Here is a 16,857-nt window from a genome sequence, read left to right as displayed (position 1 = left end):
TAGTCAATATTAAATGTATATTGACTAGTTATTTTTTTAAAATTCCTAAATCTATAGCTAAAATACTAGATTTCTATTCTAGTTATTCTATTATCCTCTCTTGTTCTCCAATGTAACCAGATTGCTACAACTGCACTTATTCCCATTAAATATGGATAGAATAAATATTTCATTATTGCAAAGGGTGAAAGTGCTGCAAGTCCTGCTGCCGAAATCAATTGTGCTCCATAAGGTATAATCCCTTGGAATGCACATGAGAACATGTCTATAATTCCTGCTATTCTCTTTGGCTCTAATTCGAATTCATTTGATATATCCTTAGCTATTGGTCCTACCGTAACTATTGCTACTGTATTATTTGCAGTACATATATCTACTAAACTTACTAACGCTGCAATTCCATATTCTGCGCCTCTTTTTGTTTTGAATCCTTTTAATCCTTTATTTAATATAAAATCTATTCCACCATTAACTTTAATTATTTCTATTGTACCTGCTATTAAAATAGATATTATAATTAATTCACTCATTCCTTCAATACCTGTTGATATTGCTCCAAATAACCCTAATAAATTAAAGCTTCCATAAATTAATCCTATACTTCCTGCTACTAATATCCCAGAGAATAAAACTAAAATTACATTTATTCCTGCAAGTGATGATAATATTACAGCTATATATGGAACTATTTTTATAATATTAAATTCTAAAGCTTCTATATTTGTCGCTACATATCCTCTACTTATAAATACAAATATAAGAGCTGTAACAATTGCTGCTGGTAAAACTATTTTAAAGTTCATCTTAAACTTATCTTTCATTTCACAACCTTGAGTTCTTGTTGCTGCAATAGTTGTATCTGAAATTATAGATAAGTTATCCCCAAACATTGCGCCACTTACTACCGCTGCAACCGCTATAGCCGTTAAAATTCCTGTTTTTTCTGCAACTACTACAGCAATTGGTACAAGGGATACTATTGTTCCAACTGATGTTCCAACTGACAATGCTATAAAACATGCTATAATAAAAAGTCCTGCTATTAATACATTACTTGGAAGCAATGATAGACCTAAATTAACAGTAGCATCAACTGCCCCCATAGTTTTAGCTACTTCTGCAAATGCACCTGCTAATATAAATATTATAACCATTAATATAATATTATTATCGCCTGCCCCCTTGCAAAAAATCTCCAACTTACTATCAAAAGTACTTTTTCTATTCATGATTAAAGCTACTAATGCAGCGGCTAAAAATGGTACTACTATCGATACTGAATAAAAATCTTTAGCTACTATTGATGAGCCTAAATATACTAGTATAAATACCCCTAAAGGTAACAACGCCCATCCACTTCCTTGTTTTTTCATCTTCTTTTCTCCTTTGTTTTTATTTTCCCATTGGCAAAAGATATTTTATATACTATATATTAATAATTATTAAGTCAACCTTTAAATTATTTACATATTAAATTTTATATTTAATGTATGTATTTTGAAAATATAGTCAATAATATAAATAGGATTCCCAAGTCCCATTCCCCAATGGCACCTGATCCTAATGGTCAAACAAAAAAGAATTAGCATTTGCTAATTCTTTTTTTATTTCAACATTAATATTTTTTTCCTCATTAATAGTCCCCTACCTAAGGGATCTTTAAATAAATAACAAGTCAGGATTCTAGTTTATTTTCATGTTTCTAAGGTATATTCAAGAAAATAACTAGTTATATTATAGGTTATTTTCATCGACCTAAATAACTTCTGTTAATGATTTTAATAGTATATCTCTAAATTCAGATCCTCTACTTCTATCTATAACTGCATCTCTACAAATTTCTCTCCATTCTTCTACGCTTACTCCAACTCTATTTTCGAATTCTGATTCTGTAGCTGTAATATAATTTGAAGTAACTACAAATTCACCAAGATCCTTTGTTGTTTTAAATACTTTTAAATATAAAAATTCTGTACTATCTCCATACCATGTTCTATTGAAGTCTCTTACAAATCTAGTTATTTCTAAAACTATTTTTTCTCTTGGTAATGACCAACACTTTATGATCATTTGAAGATGTCTTTTCATGTTTTCTGATTCTTCTTTTGAAATTAACTTATTTCTTTCACCGTCAGCGATAATTTTTTCTACACTTACATTTGGTATTTTAGTAACTAATCTATTTTTACCATAAATCCATTTATAAAAGGCTTCTTGTAAAAATGAATATTGTATATATCCTACTAGTGCCCTTTCATCAGGGAAATAACCCCATATATTATTAAGTCCGTTGTTTTTACAATAAACTAAAGTATGAACGTAAAGGCTTTTATTAGTTGGAGCTTTATCCATAAACATGTGTCCTCTGATAGTTTTATTTTCACTAATTAAACCTTCCCAATAGTCAAATGAATTATAATTTTGCCTCACCTTTATCACCTTTCCTTCTTTTATTTTATATATTATACTATAATATATTATATATTATATCATACCATATCCTTCAATTATATAATCATTTTTCATATATCTTTTTATTTTTTAATATATATATTTCATGTAACCACTATATATAGAATAATTTTTTTACTTTTACCTCCGGATTTTTACAGATTCTAAAGGTAAATAAGGGGGTTCAAAGAAAATAATAAGTCAAAGATTATGACTAGTTATTTTTTTAATATCCCTAAGGCACATTAAAATAAGTTCTTATTAGGAGGGGGATTGCATTGTGCCATTGTGAAATTTGCGGTGCAAGTGCCGATATCCATCATATTATCCATAAACATGAGGGTGGCTTTGATTTTGACCTTAACTATAAATATCTTTGCCCTTTGCATCATAGAGGAAAATCTGGTCCTCATCATTGCCTAAACACTGACATTCAATATAAACTTGAATTACAAAGAGAATTATATAATATTTTACCAAATATTTATTATACACCAAAAGAACTTTTAGGTATCTTGAAAATTCGTAGTGGCTCCTTACGAAGATTATTAAAAAATCTTATTCTTCATAAGGAAGGCTATTTAAACAACGATATTATTAAAGCTCTTATGGGAGGGAAAATTTATACTAACGCTACTGTAGTATAACTGAAGTTATACGGCCTCTTCAAAAAATTCTAAGGGAACTGAAAAATAATAATAAGTTAAATCATCTGACTGGTTATTTTTTCGACGCTCCCTAATGTCTTTTTAATAATACTAATATTAACTAAAATATCATTAAATATTCAATAAAGTATTTAATTTCACTTTGTTCTTATTTTATATTCAAAAATTTCTGCGTTTGTTACTTCTAATATAAATATATCTCTTTTTAAGCCTTTTAAAAAATAGCCAAAAATAAAAACTGTCGTGATATTCATATGAATATCACGACAGTTTTTGGAAAATATTTGGTGCAGGTGAAGGGAGTTGAACCCATACACCCAAGGGCGCTAGATCCTAAGTCTAGTGCGTCTGCCAATTCCGCCACACCTGCATGTTCTGTTTACTATTATATATGTTATTTTAAAAAAAATCAATAAGTTTATTACTTTTTTTTCAAATTCTCATATTAATAATACAAATTAATAATTTAGAGAATTTATTTTTTAAATTTCTATTTTTTCAGTCATTTTTTTTAAATAGCAAATAAAGATATTTTGTATGTTGACATTGATATCTAAAATTATTATAATTAAGAACAAATAAAGAAAATACGTTGAAGAGGACAGTAAGCATTAACTTCATTTTCAGAGAGAGAATACACTGGTGTGAGTATTTTTAAATGAACAAAGCTGAAAACCACCTCTGAGTGACTCTAATAAAGTCCGTTATATCACGTTACGATATTTACTTAAGCGGCTTATTTTTTTACTTCCCTACTATTAAAATGTAGGTGTGTAATTTGAAAATCTAATTTTAGATTTTTATTTATAAGCAACTAAGGGTGGAACCGCGGGATTTTTATGCTCCCGTCCCTTTTTCTATATGAAAATTGGACGGGAGCTTTTTTGTTTAGTTTTTTAAGCAATTTATACTTCCCACACTCTCAATAGTATTTTCTAATTTTACATTGCCTTATTAAAATATACTAATTAAAATAAATTAATTAAGAAACGAAAGGAGAAATTAAAATGTTAAAAATAACTTTAAAAGATGGTTCAGTTAAAGAATTCGAATCTGAAATCTCAGTTCTTGATATTACTAAGTCAATTAGTGAAGGATTAGCTAGAAATGCTTGTTGCGGTATAGTAAATGGTGAGGTTGTTGACTTACGTTATGTTGTAACTACTGATTCAGAGCTAAGCATTTGTACTTTTGATTCTAAAGAAGGACGCGATGCTGTTCGCCATAGTATTTCTCATGTTTTAGCTTATGCAGTTAAAAGATTATTCCCTTCTGCTAAATTAGCTATAGGACCTGCAATAGAAAATGGTTTCTATTACGATTTTGATATTGAAAAAGCATTCACAGCAGAAGATTTAGTTAAGATTGAAGATGAAATGAAAAAAATAATAAAAGAAAATCCTTCAATTGAAAGATTTACTCTTCCAAGAGCTGAAGCTATAAAACTTATGGAAGAAGCAAATGAATTATACAAAGTTGAATTAATAACAGACCTTCCTGAAGATGAAATAATTTCATTCTACAAAATGGGTGATTTCGTTGACTTATGTGCAGGTCCTCACCTTATGTCATTAAAAGCTGTTAAGGCACCAAAACTTTTAAGAAGTGCTGGTGCATATTGGAGAGGTGACGAAAAGAATAAAATGCTTTCAAGAATATATGGAACTGCTTTCCTAAAGAAAGCTGATTTAGATGCTCATTTAGAAGCTTTAGAAGAGGCTATAAAAAGAGATCATAATAAATTAGGTAGAGAGCTTCAATTATTCACAACTGATGAAAATGTTGGGCAAGGTCTTCCTCTATTCATGCCTAAAGGTGCTAAAATACTTCAAACTCTACAAAGATGGGTTGAAGATGAAGAAGAAAAAAGAGGTTATTTATTAACTAAAACTCCTAATATGGCTAAAAATAATTTATATAAAGTTTCAGGTCACTGGGATCATTATAAAGATGGTATGTTTATTTTAGGTGATGAAGATAAGGATGAAGAAGTTATTGCATTAAGACCAATGACTTGTCCATTCCAATTCTCTATCTATAATGCAGGTCAACATAGTTACAGAGATTTGCCTATAAGATATGCTGAAACTTCTACTTTATGTAGAAAAGAAGCTTCAGGCGAAATGCATGGTTTAATCCGTATGAGACAATTTACTCTTTCAGATGGTCATATAGTTTGCGCTCCCGATCAATTAGAAGAAGAATTCAGAGGATGTGTTGATTTAATCAACTATATTATGACTACTCTTGGTATTGATGGTGATATAACTTACAGATTCTCTAAGTGGGATCCAAATAATACAGAAAAATATATCGGAAGCCCTGAATCTTGGAATTCAACTCAATCATTAATGAAAGAAATTTTAGATCATCTTAAAATAGATTATGTTGAAGCTGAAGGCGAAGCTGCATTCTATGGTCCAAAACTTGATATTCAATTTAAGAATGTTCATGGTAAGGAAGATACAATAATAACTGTTCAAATTGATTTCGCTTTAGCTGAAAGATTTGGAATGAGCTATATTGATAAAAATGGAGATAAAAAGATTCCATTTGTTATCCATAGATCATCAATTGGTTGTTACGAAAGAACTTTAGCAATGCTTATAGAAAAATATGCTGGTGCTTTCCCAACTTGGCTTGCTCCAAATCAAGTTATAGTTCTACCAATATCAGATAAGTATAATGATTATGCTGAATCAATAGTTAAGGATTTCAAAAACAGTGGTATTAAAGCAACTGCAGATTATAGAGCTGAAAAAATCGGTTATAAAATCAGAGAAGCTAGACTTGAGAGAACACCTTATATCTTAGTTGTTGGTGAAAAAGAATTAGAGAGCAACGAAGCTTCTGTAAGAAGCAGAAAAAATGGAGAAGAAGGTCCACTAGCTGTTAATGTAGTAAAAGCTAGAATATTAGAAGAAATAGCTACTAGATCACTTTAGTATTTATTAATAAAAAATTAGAGAGTATGAAACTTTGTTTCATACTCTCTTTAATCTATTCTATCTCTAACTTTATTTTATATATTTTTCCTTTAATCAATTTTAATAATTTTCTTTATAGATTTCACGTAACTATTTGCCAATAGACCATCTATAAACCTATCAATTTCTATTTCTGAATTTGCTTTTACTAAAACTCCAGTTTCACCTTCTATTTGGGTCTGTAAAACTTGAATAAATGTAAATTCATTAGCACATTTCTTTATAATATCCTGTTCTTTTGAATTTTCAATTCTTAAAACAGCACTACATTCACCTTGTAAATTTTCTATAATTTTAGCCTCTTCTCTTTTAAATGCAGTTATTTTTGTAAATCTCTTATTTACAATATCTAGTACATCCGCATAAACAGCTGAACCCGTTGGCATTTTTCCTGCACCCTTACCAATTAGTATAATTTCTCCTATAGAATCTCCATTAAATATTACTATATTAACCTCATTATTTATTTGTGCTAATACACTTTCATTTTCTACAAGAACAGGTTTTACTGTAGCATAAACACCCTCGTCTGAATTATTGCTAATACAAAGTAATTTCACCTTACAATTAATCTTATCTGCATAATCAAAATCTACACTTTCAACTTCTGTTATTCCTTGTATATTAATATTTTTCCACGATACCTTTTTTCTGAAAGCCAGAGTTGAAAGTAATGATAGCTTTCTTGCTGCATCATAACCCATAACATCTGCTTCTGGGTTAGCTTCTGCAAACCCTAATTCTTGAGCTTCCTTCAATGCTTCTTCATAGCTAAGCTTTTCCTTATCCATTTTAGTTAGAATGAAGTTTGTTGTTCCATTTAAAATTGCCTTAATACTATTAATATTATTTCCTTCTAAGGATTCAATCAATGATTTAATTACTGGAATTCCTCCACCAATAGATGCCTCAAACTTTAATGCTACTCCATTTTCATTTGCTAGTTCAAATAATTCTTCTCCATATTCAGCTAATAAATCCTTATTTGCTGTAACTACATGTTTTTTTAAATTCAGTGCTCTTTTAACATATATTAATGATTTTGTTATTTCACCCATTACCTCAACAACAATATCACTTTCCTTAGAAAAGAACTCTTCTATATCTGTAGTTAACACTTCACTATGATTTTTATTTTTATGTTTTTCTTTATTTCTTACTAAAATACTTGTTATAACTATCTCTTCATTGCATTTCTTCGCTTCTCTATTTTCATCTATTAACTCAACTAATCCACTTCCCACTACTCCATATCCCATTATAGCTATTTTAATCATTAGATAATCCCCCTTTTTATTTACGCATCTTCAAAAAACAACTAGTCTATATCTATTATATTTTGCACCTTAACTGTTATTTTTTAGATACCTTATTTCCCCAAATTGCTTATATAGATTTAAATCCTTCTTCAAAATCTTTAATTATATCTCTAATATCTTCTACTCCTACAGATACTCTAAGTAAATCAGGAGTTACCCCACTAGTTCTTTGTTCTTGTTCTGATAATTGATTATGAGTTGTTGTTGCTGGATGTAATATGGAGCTTCTTGTATCACCTAATGTAACTACAAGCGCTACTAATTTTAAAGCTTTTGTAAAGTTTTTAGCCTCCTCTATTCCACCTTTAATACCAAAAGTTAATAATCCACTTGAACCTTTTTTAAGGTATTTTTGTGATCTATCATATTGTGGATCCCCTTCTAATCCAGGATAATTAACCCAATTAACCTTTGGATGATTGCTTAACCACTTTGCAAGTTGCAAAGCATTTTCACAATGTCTATCCATTCTTAAATGTAATGTTTCAAGACCTAAATTAGTTAGATATGCATTAAATGGGCTTTGACATGCACCTAAGTCTCTTAATAATGTAACTCTTAACTTTGTTATATAAGCCGCATCCTTAAATTCTTCTACATATTTAATTCCATGATAGCTAGGATCTGGTTCTACTAATTCTAAATTTTTTCCATTATCCCAATTAAAGTTTCCACCATCTACTATTATTCCTCCGATAGCCTGTGCATGACCATCTGAATATTTAGTAGTTGAATGTACCGATATATTAACTCCATGTTCAAATACATTGCATAAATATGGTGTTCCAACTGTATTATCTACAATAAAAGGTACATCTAACTTCTTTGCTACAGTACTAAATTTATCAAAATCCAATACATTCAATCCTGGATTTCCGATTGTTTCTCCATATATTAGTTTTGTATTTTCTTTAGCCTTTGAAAGAATTTCTTCTACGCTAGCCTCTGGATCTACAAAATCTACTTCTATTCCCATTTTCTTTAAATTAACAGTAAATAAGTTAATAGTTCCTCCATAAAGTGTTGATGCTGATATTATATGGTCCCCAACACTACATAAATTTAATATTGAATATAGAACCGCAGATTGGCCTGATGCTGTTGCAACTGCTCCAACTCCACCTTCAAGCATTGCAAATTTCTCCTCAAGTGCAGCTACAGTAGGATTTGATATTCTACTATATAAATGTCCTGCTGCCTTTAAATTAAATACTTCTTCTAAATAATCTGGATCATCATATTTATAAGTTGTACTTTGAAATATTGGCAATACCCTAGGCTCCCCAGCCTTTGGTGTATATCCTCCTTGAATACATATAGTTCCCGGGTTCCATTCTTTATTCATTTTAAAAGCCCCCTTTTATTTTTTATATATAATAAAAAAGGTTGTTTCTTAAAAATAAGAAACAACCTTTTAATCACACTAATATAAAAATAACTTTTCAAAGCTATTTTAATTCCTTCATTTTTCAGGACGAACCTGCAGGATTTAGCACAATTCTAATAAATGATTATTAGTTGTTGCTCGGCTTCACAGGGCCAGTCCCTCCACCATTCTTAATAAAATTTCTAAACGTTATATTTATTCCATTATACACCAACAATTGTTTTTTGCAACAATTATTCAAATAATATTTATTTAATTTAGAAATATACATATAACTATAACTGTTATTTTTTTCTATATACCTTGTAGCTCTATTTTATTTCTGTTATTTCTTTTTCTGTAATTATAAAATCTATAGTTACATCGTGTTTTTCAGTTACTAAAGATTCAACTATTTGCAAGTCATAGGCTAATACTACTTTTTTTATTCTAGAGTTTAATCCGCTAAAGTACCTATCATAATATCCGCCACCATATCCAATACGATTTCCATCTTTATCAAATGCAACTCCCGGAACTATAATTAAATCTAAACATTGTTTATCTATTTCACCTTTAAAAGTTTTTGGTTCTAAAATTCCCCAATTATCTGGCTTTAGATTATCTAATGAACTTATTTCTACCGCTTTCATTTCTCTAGTTCCACTAACTGTCTTAGGAATAAAAATCCTTTTCTCATCTTCTAATGCTTTAATAATGAAACTTTTAGTATTTACTTCACTTCCATAATTAATAAAAGTAAATATATTAGTACTTTCTTTGTACATTTTACTTTCCAATAAAGCTTCTAATATTAATTTATCATTAATATTTCTTTCAACTAATCTTAAACTATCTCTATTTTTTATAATTATATTTCTAAATTCTTTTTTCTCCATAAAAATACCTCATTATATTCATTTTTTTAATTTACCCTATTATTGCACCTTTTATTTATGTTATCAAACAAATTTTACACCATTTTTTATATTAATTATGTCTCTTAAAATAGATGCAGCAGAATTTATTGTTCCTGATGCTCCTCCAACTATACTAATATCGCCTAATGTATCTGTTTTATAATATACCCCTTTATTTTTTCCGTCCACAAAATATAACGGATGAGTGCTTTTCAATGATTTAGGCTCAACCTTACACTTTATACAATTGTCTTCTTTATAAACCATTCCTATAAGTTTAATTTTTTCACCTTTTGATATACTTAAATTAACTTCATCTGCTGTTATTTCTGATATTCCTTTAATATAAATATCAGAAATAGATTTCCTATAGCCCATTAAAACATTAGCTAAAATTAATATTTTACTTGCAGTATCAAATCCATCTACATCTAACTTTGGATTTGCTTCTGCTATTCCCATTTTTTGAGCTTCTTCTAAAGCAACACTATATTCTATTTTCTTATCATACATTTCTTTAAGAATATAATTACTAGTTCCATTAAGGACCCCTTCTATAGATAATATTTCTGCTCCTGCAGTATCTAATAGTCCTCCATTTATTGAAGGTAACGCTCCACCAGTTGTGCATCCTATTCCTAATTGAACATTATTGTTATATGCTATATCCTTTAACTCATTATAATATAGTAATATAGGTCCTTTATTTCCAGTAACAACGTTAATTCCATTCTCTAATGCTAATTTAATATGAGTGTACCCAGGTTCACCATCTTCTATATTAGTACCAGTTAATTCAACTAAAGTATCCACATCTCTATTTTTAATTATTGTATTTATAGTTATATCCTTCTCTGTCCACTTACTATATTCACAAATAGATTTGCCACTATTCACAAAATCAATAAGTTCTTCTATGTTAATTCCATTACTATTATAAATACCACCGTTGCTCTTTATTATATATTTAACCTTTATATCTATTTTATCTTTCTTCATAATTAATAATTCTATAAAAGCTTTTCCAACGCCTCCAAATCCTATTACCCCAATATCCATATAAATCTCCTCTTATATTTATTACTGTTGCACTTAATTATCCAATCTAAAATTTAAAATAATATTTATATTTAATATTATCACACTAAGAATAACTTGGTTATATATAACACGATTTTTTTATAAAATCTTTAAAATAAAAAAACAGATGTTATTATCTCAAAATAATAACATCTGTTATATGTAATAAACATATTATTGACGAACTCCAAAACCAGTTATAACTAACACAGCCCAATCTGTTCCATCATTTTCAACCCATTCAAATTCCATAGCTAATTCTTTAAGCCAAGCGTTAAGTCCGTTACTTTGCTTAGTTATGTTAGGTGCTTGTCTTCCGAACTTTTCTTTTATCATATAAAGTAAATCTCTTTGCTCTTCTTCACTTAACTCTTTATTAAGCATATCTGCTATAACATTACAACACTCTTCATAATGTTGGTTATCAGTTAAGTATAGTGCATCTGCTAAAACTTGTCTTTTCTTATTTAAAGTGTCTTTTACTTCGTTAATTTCATCTTTATTTGACAAATACTTTGAAGCAACCTTTAAAGCTAGTATTTCTTTATCTAACTTCTTTATTGATTTCTCTAATTTTTCATTTCTCATTTTATAATCTCACTTTACTTTTTTATTTAGCCATTAGCTAATGGCAATGAATTCATTATATCATTAAGGCACATTAAAATAAATACTAGTACAATATTATAGGTCATTTATTTCTTTTAAAACCAGTGTACAGGCTATATCTAATACTTTTATCTATTTTAATATCTTTTATTATGTTAATTTGTTATAATAACTAAATGATATAAAATTTATTTAAATTTTAAAGAAAGAGGTGTCCAATTATAAATACTAATTATAAAAACGCTAAAAATGAAGTTGAAATTAAAGGTGACATTGCTTTAATAACTATATTAAAGAAAAATGGTGATTCACTTATTGCTAAGATAGACTCTGTTGATTTAGAAAAAGTGCAAAACGTTGGAACTTGGTTTGCAGAATGGCATAGAGATTTTAATAATTACTTAGTTCAAAACATAAGTTTAACTAAGGTTAATAAAAAATCTAAGCCTTTAAAACAAAGTTTACAAACAGTAGTTATGGATATTACTGCAACTACGCCAGTTAAACATATTAATGGAGATCCTCTAGATAACAGAAAATGTAATTTAGAAGTATTCAGAAGAACTGACTTAAATGAAATTGAAGAAATTGATGAAGATACAATTGCTATAATCCTAAGAGATAAATATGGTAATGTTAATTCAAAAGCTTTAATTTCTATTGAAGATTTAAACAACGTTATAACTGATGAATATATTTGGGTTAACTACAAAGTAAATGGAGATACTTGCGTTATAGCTAATACTCCAAATGGTAGAATTCATTTAGACAGAATTCTTATGAATCCTGGTGAAAACAAAACAATTCATCACATAAACCTTAATCCTTTAGATAACAGAAGACATAACTTAGAATTAACTGATATTTAATTATATCTAAACTTAAACAAAAGGTATTATTTCGCTTTAAGCTATGCGAAATAATACCTTTTATTGGTTAATAATTTTAAGTTATTATAAATTGTTTATTTCCGGTTTAATTTTAGATTAATTTGAATATACTATAATTAACTTTAAACTTTAAACTTTAAACTTTAATAATAATATAATTTAATTATACTTTATGAAATCCCTTGCCTGTTTGACTACACAATTGGCAACATTAAATCGAATGGTCTGTCGCAAAATGACTTTTATAAATCACTTTAAGCAACAACCCCTTTATCTATTATGCATACTCAAAATCTTTTTTATAACTATCCAATTCTTTTAATTCCATACTTTCCGGAACCGATTTTTTTTCTTTCTTGTTAAAACTCTTCTTCATTAAAAGGTCCATGTACTATTTCTTTTTCAACCTCTATAATCCAAAACTCATGATCTTTTCAGGAATCGATTCTATATATTTTTTTTGTTTCATCATAATTGGAAAAATTCATCTCCACCGCTTTATACTTAGGTATTGCCCTTGCAATAATGTATTCATCATTAAAATCAAGTTTTATAACTTTTCCTACCACATATCTTTTTATAATTATATCACTTTCTTTGTTTGTTTTGTATATTATGTATTATTTTGGATTATTTTTTCATTGACTCCTTTTAGTTTTTATATAAAGTAAACTACAAATACATAAGTGTTGATGTCTTAGCTTCATATACAACTACCAATATACTTTATATGATATATATTGACTCTAAAATTAATATTAAAAAAAGAAGAACAAAACAATAGATACTGAAATAAAATCTAGTAAAGAAGATCATACTGGTTCTAAAAACTTATATAAAAATCAAAATTAAAAAAATATATATAAAAATGAATTATAAAACAATAAAATTTTATAGCGAATCTAAGATACTTAAATATATTTATAAATATGTATGCAAAACTTTGTTAGCATTACTTTTTAACAAATTGCGCTCGGTACCCCTAACAGGAACGTCTATGGTCACTGGTTATTCTAATTTTTTGTATAAAAAAACCTAGGCTAACACCTAGAGGATAAGTAACTTTTTAGCCAAATTCCATCTTTCGCTTGAAATTTTCCATATTTTGAAGTATACTTTGAGTATACTTTGAGTATAATTTTATATAAATCTTTGGTTGCTTTAGTTCTTAGCTTCTTGCGGGCATTCCACGTTTAAGTTACTTCAAATCGCTTGAGAAACGATTTTAACAACCGAAGTTCGTAAAAGCACTACTTTAAATAGTTGTGCTTTTTTTCATATTTAGTTTTAAATATATCTTTACTTTCGATATATAATTTACAATTTTTGACTCTTGTTTTATATAATTCAAGTTTTTTTATCATACATTTTTTACATTGTTATTATACCTTGTTGTCAATCCCCTAATTAAGCATACACCCAGCACACTTACTTATAGAATCTAAGATCTATAAGTAAATATTGGAAATCAACATATATATAAGTTGCATTATTAAATCTAATTAAATTTCTACACCTTAAAGACTAAGTTGTAATAAAGTGTAGAAATTTAATCAGAACTTATCATAGATAGTATTATGAAATATCTATGTGTTATGTTGAGATCTGTATTTCACAACAAAAATATATTATTAAAGGATGGTAAATATGAGATTGGTCCCGGTAAAGTATTTGAAAAATGATTCAGTTTTAGCAAAGAGTATATATAACTCCGATGGAGAAGTACTCTTTTTAAAACACCTAGTTCTAAATGATACTACAATAGAAAACTTAAGAAAATTAGGAATATTATCAGTATATATTATAGATAAATATTGTGAAACTACTAAAGACATTACTGATGATATATTAGGAGAATATTTAAGAATTGAATCTATTCGATCCCTTAAAAGAATAACGTTAGCATTTACTAGTTTAGATGTTGATAAAAGGTATACTACTGTTGAAATGGGAAGCCTTAGCGAAATTATAAAAATAGCTAATAGTATAGTCGATAAAATCTTAAAAACATATAATTCAGTTATATCTACAACAGATATAAGAGCTCATGAAAATTATCATTATGCACATGCTTTAAATGTAGCAATAATATCAACTCTATTAGGTAAACAGCTTAATTATAGTAAAGACAGATTAGTTAAATTATGCTTAGCTGCACTTATGCATGATATGGGGAAAGCATTCTTAGAAAATGAAATATTACATCAATATGAGTCATCTACAAAATATGAATGTGAAGAACTAAAATCTCACCCAACCCTAGCATATAACTATTTAAAAAATAACTATATGCTAGATCAAGAAATTTTATTAGGAATATTAGACCATCATGAAAGTGTTGATGGAAGTGGATATCCAAATAAAATTAAAGGTATCCAAATAAATGAATTTGCAAAAATAATAAGTATTGTAAACTTTTATGATGGATTATTACATAACGTTACTGACGTCGTATTAACATCAGATTCTATAGAATCAATAATGACATATGTAGATAAAACTTTTGATTATAATGTAACAGTAAAATTTTTTAATATTATAGAACCATTCCCAAAAAACACTTTAGTAAAATTAAATAATGGAGATATAGCTAGAGTGGAAGAAACACTAAGAGGTTTACCACTTAGACCGAAGGTAAAGGTATTAAAAAGTAAAATAAATAGTAATGTTGGCTACAATATAGATTTAAGTAAAGCTTTAACTTTATCAATAGATAAAGTAGTTTATTATGTATAATAGATTTTGTAAGAAACATTGTATTATTTATAACAATAGGGTGAAAAAACTTTATGTATCTAATCTTCTTCCTAGATCTAACAAAGCTTAGCATCTCTATTTGTGATTATATTAAAATTTATTTAAGTATCTAAAAACTCAATAGTAAGATATATGCTAGACCATAAAATTTATTTTGAGGGCTTTATACAGAACTTTGATACAACAATTTTAAGCCCTTTATAAGCTATGAATTTAAAAAATTCATAGCTTATGGTTTATCTCTACTAAACTTTTTTAAAAAAAAGTCTTATTTCGCATATCTCTACAGGAAACAAGCCCCTCTATTTATTTGAATCTTAGGTTTTCAATCTAACAATAAAGAAATTATTCTATTTCTTTATTCTCTAAATTAACAAGAAAAATCTCCATACTTATTTTTAAAATAGATATTATTCTCTTATAATAGTACAATGTAAAGTAATGAATATAAAATTTAATAAATATGTACATATTAATTTTATTATTTGCTAATCTTAACTAATAAGGAGATTATGATGACAGAAAAACTTTATTATGAAAATCAATATGAAAAATCTTTTACTGCTGAAATAATTAACATAGTTGAAAAAGATAATGAATTCCATATAGTTTTAGACAAAACTAACTTTTACCCTGAAGGAGGAGGTCAACCTTCTGATATTGGAACTATAGAATCTATCCCTGTATCATCCGTTTATGAAAATGATGGATTAATATATCACATTACTAATAAGAAACCTATAAAAATTCATAAAGTAAAATGTTCTATTAACTGGGAAAATAGATTTGATTTTATGCAACAACATTTAGGTCAGCATATAATATCTGCCTGTTTATTAGAAAAATTTAATGCATCTACAGTTGCAGCTCATTTAGGTTTAACTTCTTGCACTATAGATGTTGATAAGCTTCTTAATATTACTCAAATAGAAGAAGCTATATCTTATGCAAATGATATAATATTTGAAAATATCCCTGTCGATATTTTATACCCTACTAAATCAGAACTAAAAAAATTATCTATTAAAAAGACATCCATTAAAATAGGTGAACAAATAAGAATAGTGAAAATTTCTGATTTAGACATAAACCCTTGTTGTGGTGTTCATCCTAAATCAACTTTAGAAGTTCAAATTATTAAAGTTGTTAAGTTTGAAAAACATAAAACTGGCACAAGAATAGAATTCTTATGTGGAAAAAGAGGAATACAAAATTCCTTTATTAATGATAAGTTTGCTTCAACCGTTTGCAGTAATCTACATTGCAACCCAGAAGACGCAATACTTCAAATTGAAAAATTAACACAAGATTTCAGTAAGCTATCCGCTGAAAACAGAGCTATAAAATCTGAAATAGCTGATTATGAAATAAAAGAAATCATTGAAAACTGTGATAAGATAGGCGGTATTAGCATAATTAAATTAATTCATTCTGATATGGATTTAAAACATGTTAATCTACTTGCTTCAAAACTTGTAGCTTATGACAATGTTATAGTTTTATTTGGGGTTAAAGCTGATGATAGAGCAACACTTATATTTATGTGTTCAAAAGATTTAAATATCGTAAGCATGAATACTTTATTAAAAGATGCTATAACTCTAATAGATGGAAAAGGTGGCGGAAGTAATTTTTCTGCTCAAGGTGGTGGAAAAAGCACTAATAATATTTCATCAGCCTTAGATTATGCTTATATGAAAGTTCAAAATGCTATAAACTAATTTCAATAAATAATCCCCCAGCTAATAATTTTATTAACTGGGGGATTTAATCTATTTAGACATATTCAAAATATACATCTATTCTGAAG

Annotated in this window: 12 protein-coding genes, 1 tRNA gene, 1 riboswitch and 1 other annotated feature; of the genes, 5 read left to right on the top strand and 8 right to left on the bottom strand. The window is 27.8% G+C overall.

All coding sequences use genetic code 11. From position 1 onward, the window contains the following. Nucleotides 1-65 precede the first annotated feature (65 nt). Together BLS77_RS10740 and BLS77_RS10735 are read right to left on the bottom strand one after the other, a co-directional pair. Nucleotides 66-1,415 (bottom strand): Na+/H+ antiporter NhaC family protein, encoded by a 1,350-nt coding sequence (locus tag BLS77_RS10740; protein ID WP_278336663.1) that lies wholly within the window; start codon nucleotides 1,413-1,415, stop codon nucleotides 66-68. Nucleotides 1,416-1,755: 340 nt separating this feature from the next. Continuing rightward, nucleotides 1,756-2,352, bottom strand: a complete 597-nt coding sequence (locus BLS77_RS10735; RefSeq protein ID WP_242873970.1) for a hypothetical protein — start codon at nucleotides 2,350-2,352, stop codon at nucleotides 1,756-1,758. Between the two features lie 377 nt (nucleotides 2,353-2,729). On the opposite strand from BLS77_RS10735, the gene BLS77_RS10730 reads away from it, so the two are divergent. Next, nucleotides 2,730-3,098 carry an HNH endonuclease gene (locus BLS77_RS10730; protein WP_089969360.1) on the top strand — a complete coding sequence of 123 codons (369 nt, stop codon included), beginning with the start codon at nucleotides 2,730-2,732 and terminating at the stop codon, nucleotides 3,096-3,098. A gap of 306 nt (nucleotides 3,099-3,404) precedes the next feature. On the opposite strand, the gene BLS77_RS10725 is transcribed toward BLS77_RS10730, so the two are convergent. After that, nucleotides 3,405-3,489, bottom strand: a tRNA-Leu gene (locus tag BLS77_RS10725). 213 nt (nucleotides 3,490-3,702) lie between these two features. Next, nucleotides 3,703-3,975: a binding site (T-box leader), on the top strand. A gap of 151 nt (nucleotides 3,976-4,126) precedes the next feature. Here BLS77_RS10725 and thrS point away from each other — a divergent pair. Next, nucleotides 4,127-6,064: a threonine--tRNA ligase gene (thrS, locus tag BLS77_RS10720; protein ID WP_089969357.1), complete on the top strand. Its 1,938-nt coding sequence runs from the start codon at nucleotides 4,127-4,129 to the stop codon at nucleotides 6,062-6,064. A 92-nt stretch (nucleotides 6,065-6,156) separates the two neighbouring features. On the opposite strand, the gene BLS77_RS10715 is transcribed toward thrS, so the two are convergent. From BLS77_RS10715 to BLS77_RS10695, 5 genes are all read right to left on the bottom strand, one after another. Next, complete coding sequence (locus BLS77_RS10715; protein ID WP_089969354.1) at nucleotides 6,157-7,383, bottom strand: homoserine dehydrogenase; 1,227 nt, start codon at nucleotides 7,381-7,383, stop codon at nucleotides 6,157-6,159. A gap of 109 nt (nucleotides 7,384-7,492) precedes the next feature. Next, complete coding sequence (locus tag BLS77_RS10710; RefSeq protein WP_089969352.1) at nucleotides 7,493-8,770, bottom strand: O-acetylhomoserine aminocarboxypropyltransferase/cysteine synthase family protein; 1,278 nt, start codon at nucleotides 8,768-8,770, stop codon at nucleotides 7,493-7,495. A gap of 114 nt (nucleotides 8,771-8,884) precedes the next feature. After that, a riboswitch (SAM riboswitch) is annotated at nucleotides 8,885-8,992 on the bottom strand. Between the two features lie 131 nt (nucleotides 8,993-9,123). Further along, nucleotides 9,124-9,690 carry a 5-formyltetrahydrofolate cyclo-ligase gene (locus tag BLS77_RS10705; RefSeq protein WP_089969349.1) on the bottom strand — a complete coding sequence of 189 codons (567 nt, stop codon included), beginning with the start codon at nucleotides 9,688-9,690 and terminating at the stop codon, nucleotides 9,124-9,126. Nucleotides 9,691-9,753: 63 nt separating this feature from the next. Continuing rightward, on the bottom strand, nucleotides 9,754-10,770 hold the full coding sequence (locus BLS77_RS10700) for a homoserine dehydrogenase (protein WP_089969346.1): 1,017 nt from the start codon (nucleotides 10,768-10,770) through the stop codon (nucleotides 9,754-9,756). A 195-nt stretch (nucleotides 10,771-10,965) separates the two neighbouring features. After that, the gene (locus BLS77_RS10695) at nucleotides 10,966-11,379 is read right to left on the bottom strand and encodes a hypothetical protein (RefSeq protein WP_089969343.1); all 414 of its coding nucleotides are present in this window, start codon (nucleotides 11,377-11,379) and stop codon (nucleotides 10,966-10,968) included. Between the two features lie 242 nt (nucleotides 11,380-11,621). On the opposite strand from BLS77_RS10695, the gene BLS77_RS10690 reads away from it, so the two are divergent. From BLS77_RS10690 to BLS77_RS10680, 3 genes are all read left to right on the top strand, one after another. Beyond that, a complete protein-coding gene (locus BLS77_RS10690) occupies nucleotides 11,622-12,269 on the top strand; it encodes a hypothetical protein (RefSeq protein WP_423231032.1) in 648 nt (215 codons plus the stop codon). 1,668 nt (nucleotides 12,270-13,937) lie between these two features. Continuing rightward, nucleotides 13,938-15,026, top strand: a complete 1,089-nt coding sequence (locus BLS77_RS10685; RefSeq protein WP_175490834.1) for an HD-GYP domain-containing protein — start codon at nucleotides 13,938-13,940, stop codon at nucleotides 15,024-15,026. A gap of 536 nt (nucleotides 15,027-15,562) precedes the next feature. Continuing rightward, nucleotides 15,563-16,768: an alanyl-tRNA editing protein gene (locus BLS77_RS10680; protein ID WP_341423449.1), complete on the top strand. Its 1,206-nt coding sequence runs from the start codon at nucleotides 15,563-15,565 to the stop codon at nucleotides 16,766-16,768. Nucleotides 16,769-16,857 lie beyond the last annotated feature (89 nt).

The organism is Clostridium gasigenes, from assembly GCF_900104115.1.
Taxonomy (GTDB): Bacteria; Bacillota; Clostridia; order Clostridiales; family Clostridiaceae; genus Clostridium; species Clostridium gasigenes.
This window is presented reverse-complemented; position numbering and strand designations above follow the sequence as displayed.

Coding starts and splice junctions, on each gene's coding strand:
- BLS77_RS10735 (WP_242873970.1), bottom strand. CDS start 2,352: ATGGATAAAGCTCCAACTAATAAAAGCCTTTACGTTCATACTTTAGTT.
- thrS (WP_089969357.1), top strand. CDS start 4,127: ATGTTAAAAATAACTTTAAAAGATGGTTCAGTTAAAGAATTCGAATCT.
- BLS77_RS10715 (WP_089969354.1), bottom strand. CDS start 7,383: ATGATTAAAATAGCTATAATGGGATATGGAGTAGTGGGAAGTGGATTA.
- BLS77_RS10710 (WP_089969352.1), bottom strand. CDS start 8,770: ATGAATAAAGAATGGAACCCGGGAACTATATGTATTCAAGGAGGATAT.
- BLS77_RS10705 (WP_089969349.1), bottom strand. CDS start 9,690: ATGGAGAAAAAAGAATTTAGAAATATAATTATAAAAAATAGAGATAGT.
- BLS77_RS10700 (WP_089969346.1), bottom strand. CDS start 10,770: ATGGATATTGGGGTAATAGGATTTGGAGGCGTTGGAAAAGCTTTTATA.
- BLS77_RS10695 (WP_089969343.1), bottom strand. CDS start 11,379: ATGAGAAATGAAAAATTAGAGAAATCAATAAAGAAGTTAGATAAAGAA.
- BLS77_RS10685 (WP_175490834.1), top strand. CDS start 13,938: ATGAGATTGGTCCCGGTAAAGTATTTGAAAAATGATTCAGTTTTAGCA.
- BLS77_RS10680 (WP_341423449.1), top strand. CDS start 15,563: ATGACAGAAAAACTTTATTATGAAAATCAATATGAAAAATCTTTTACT.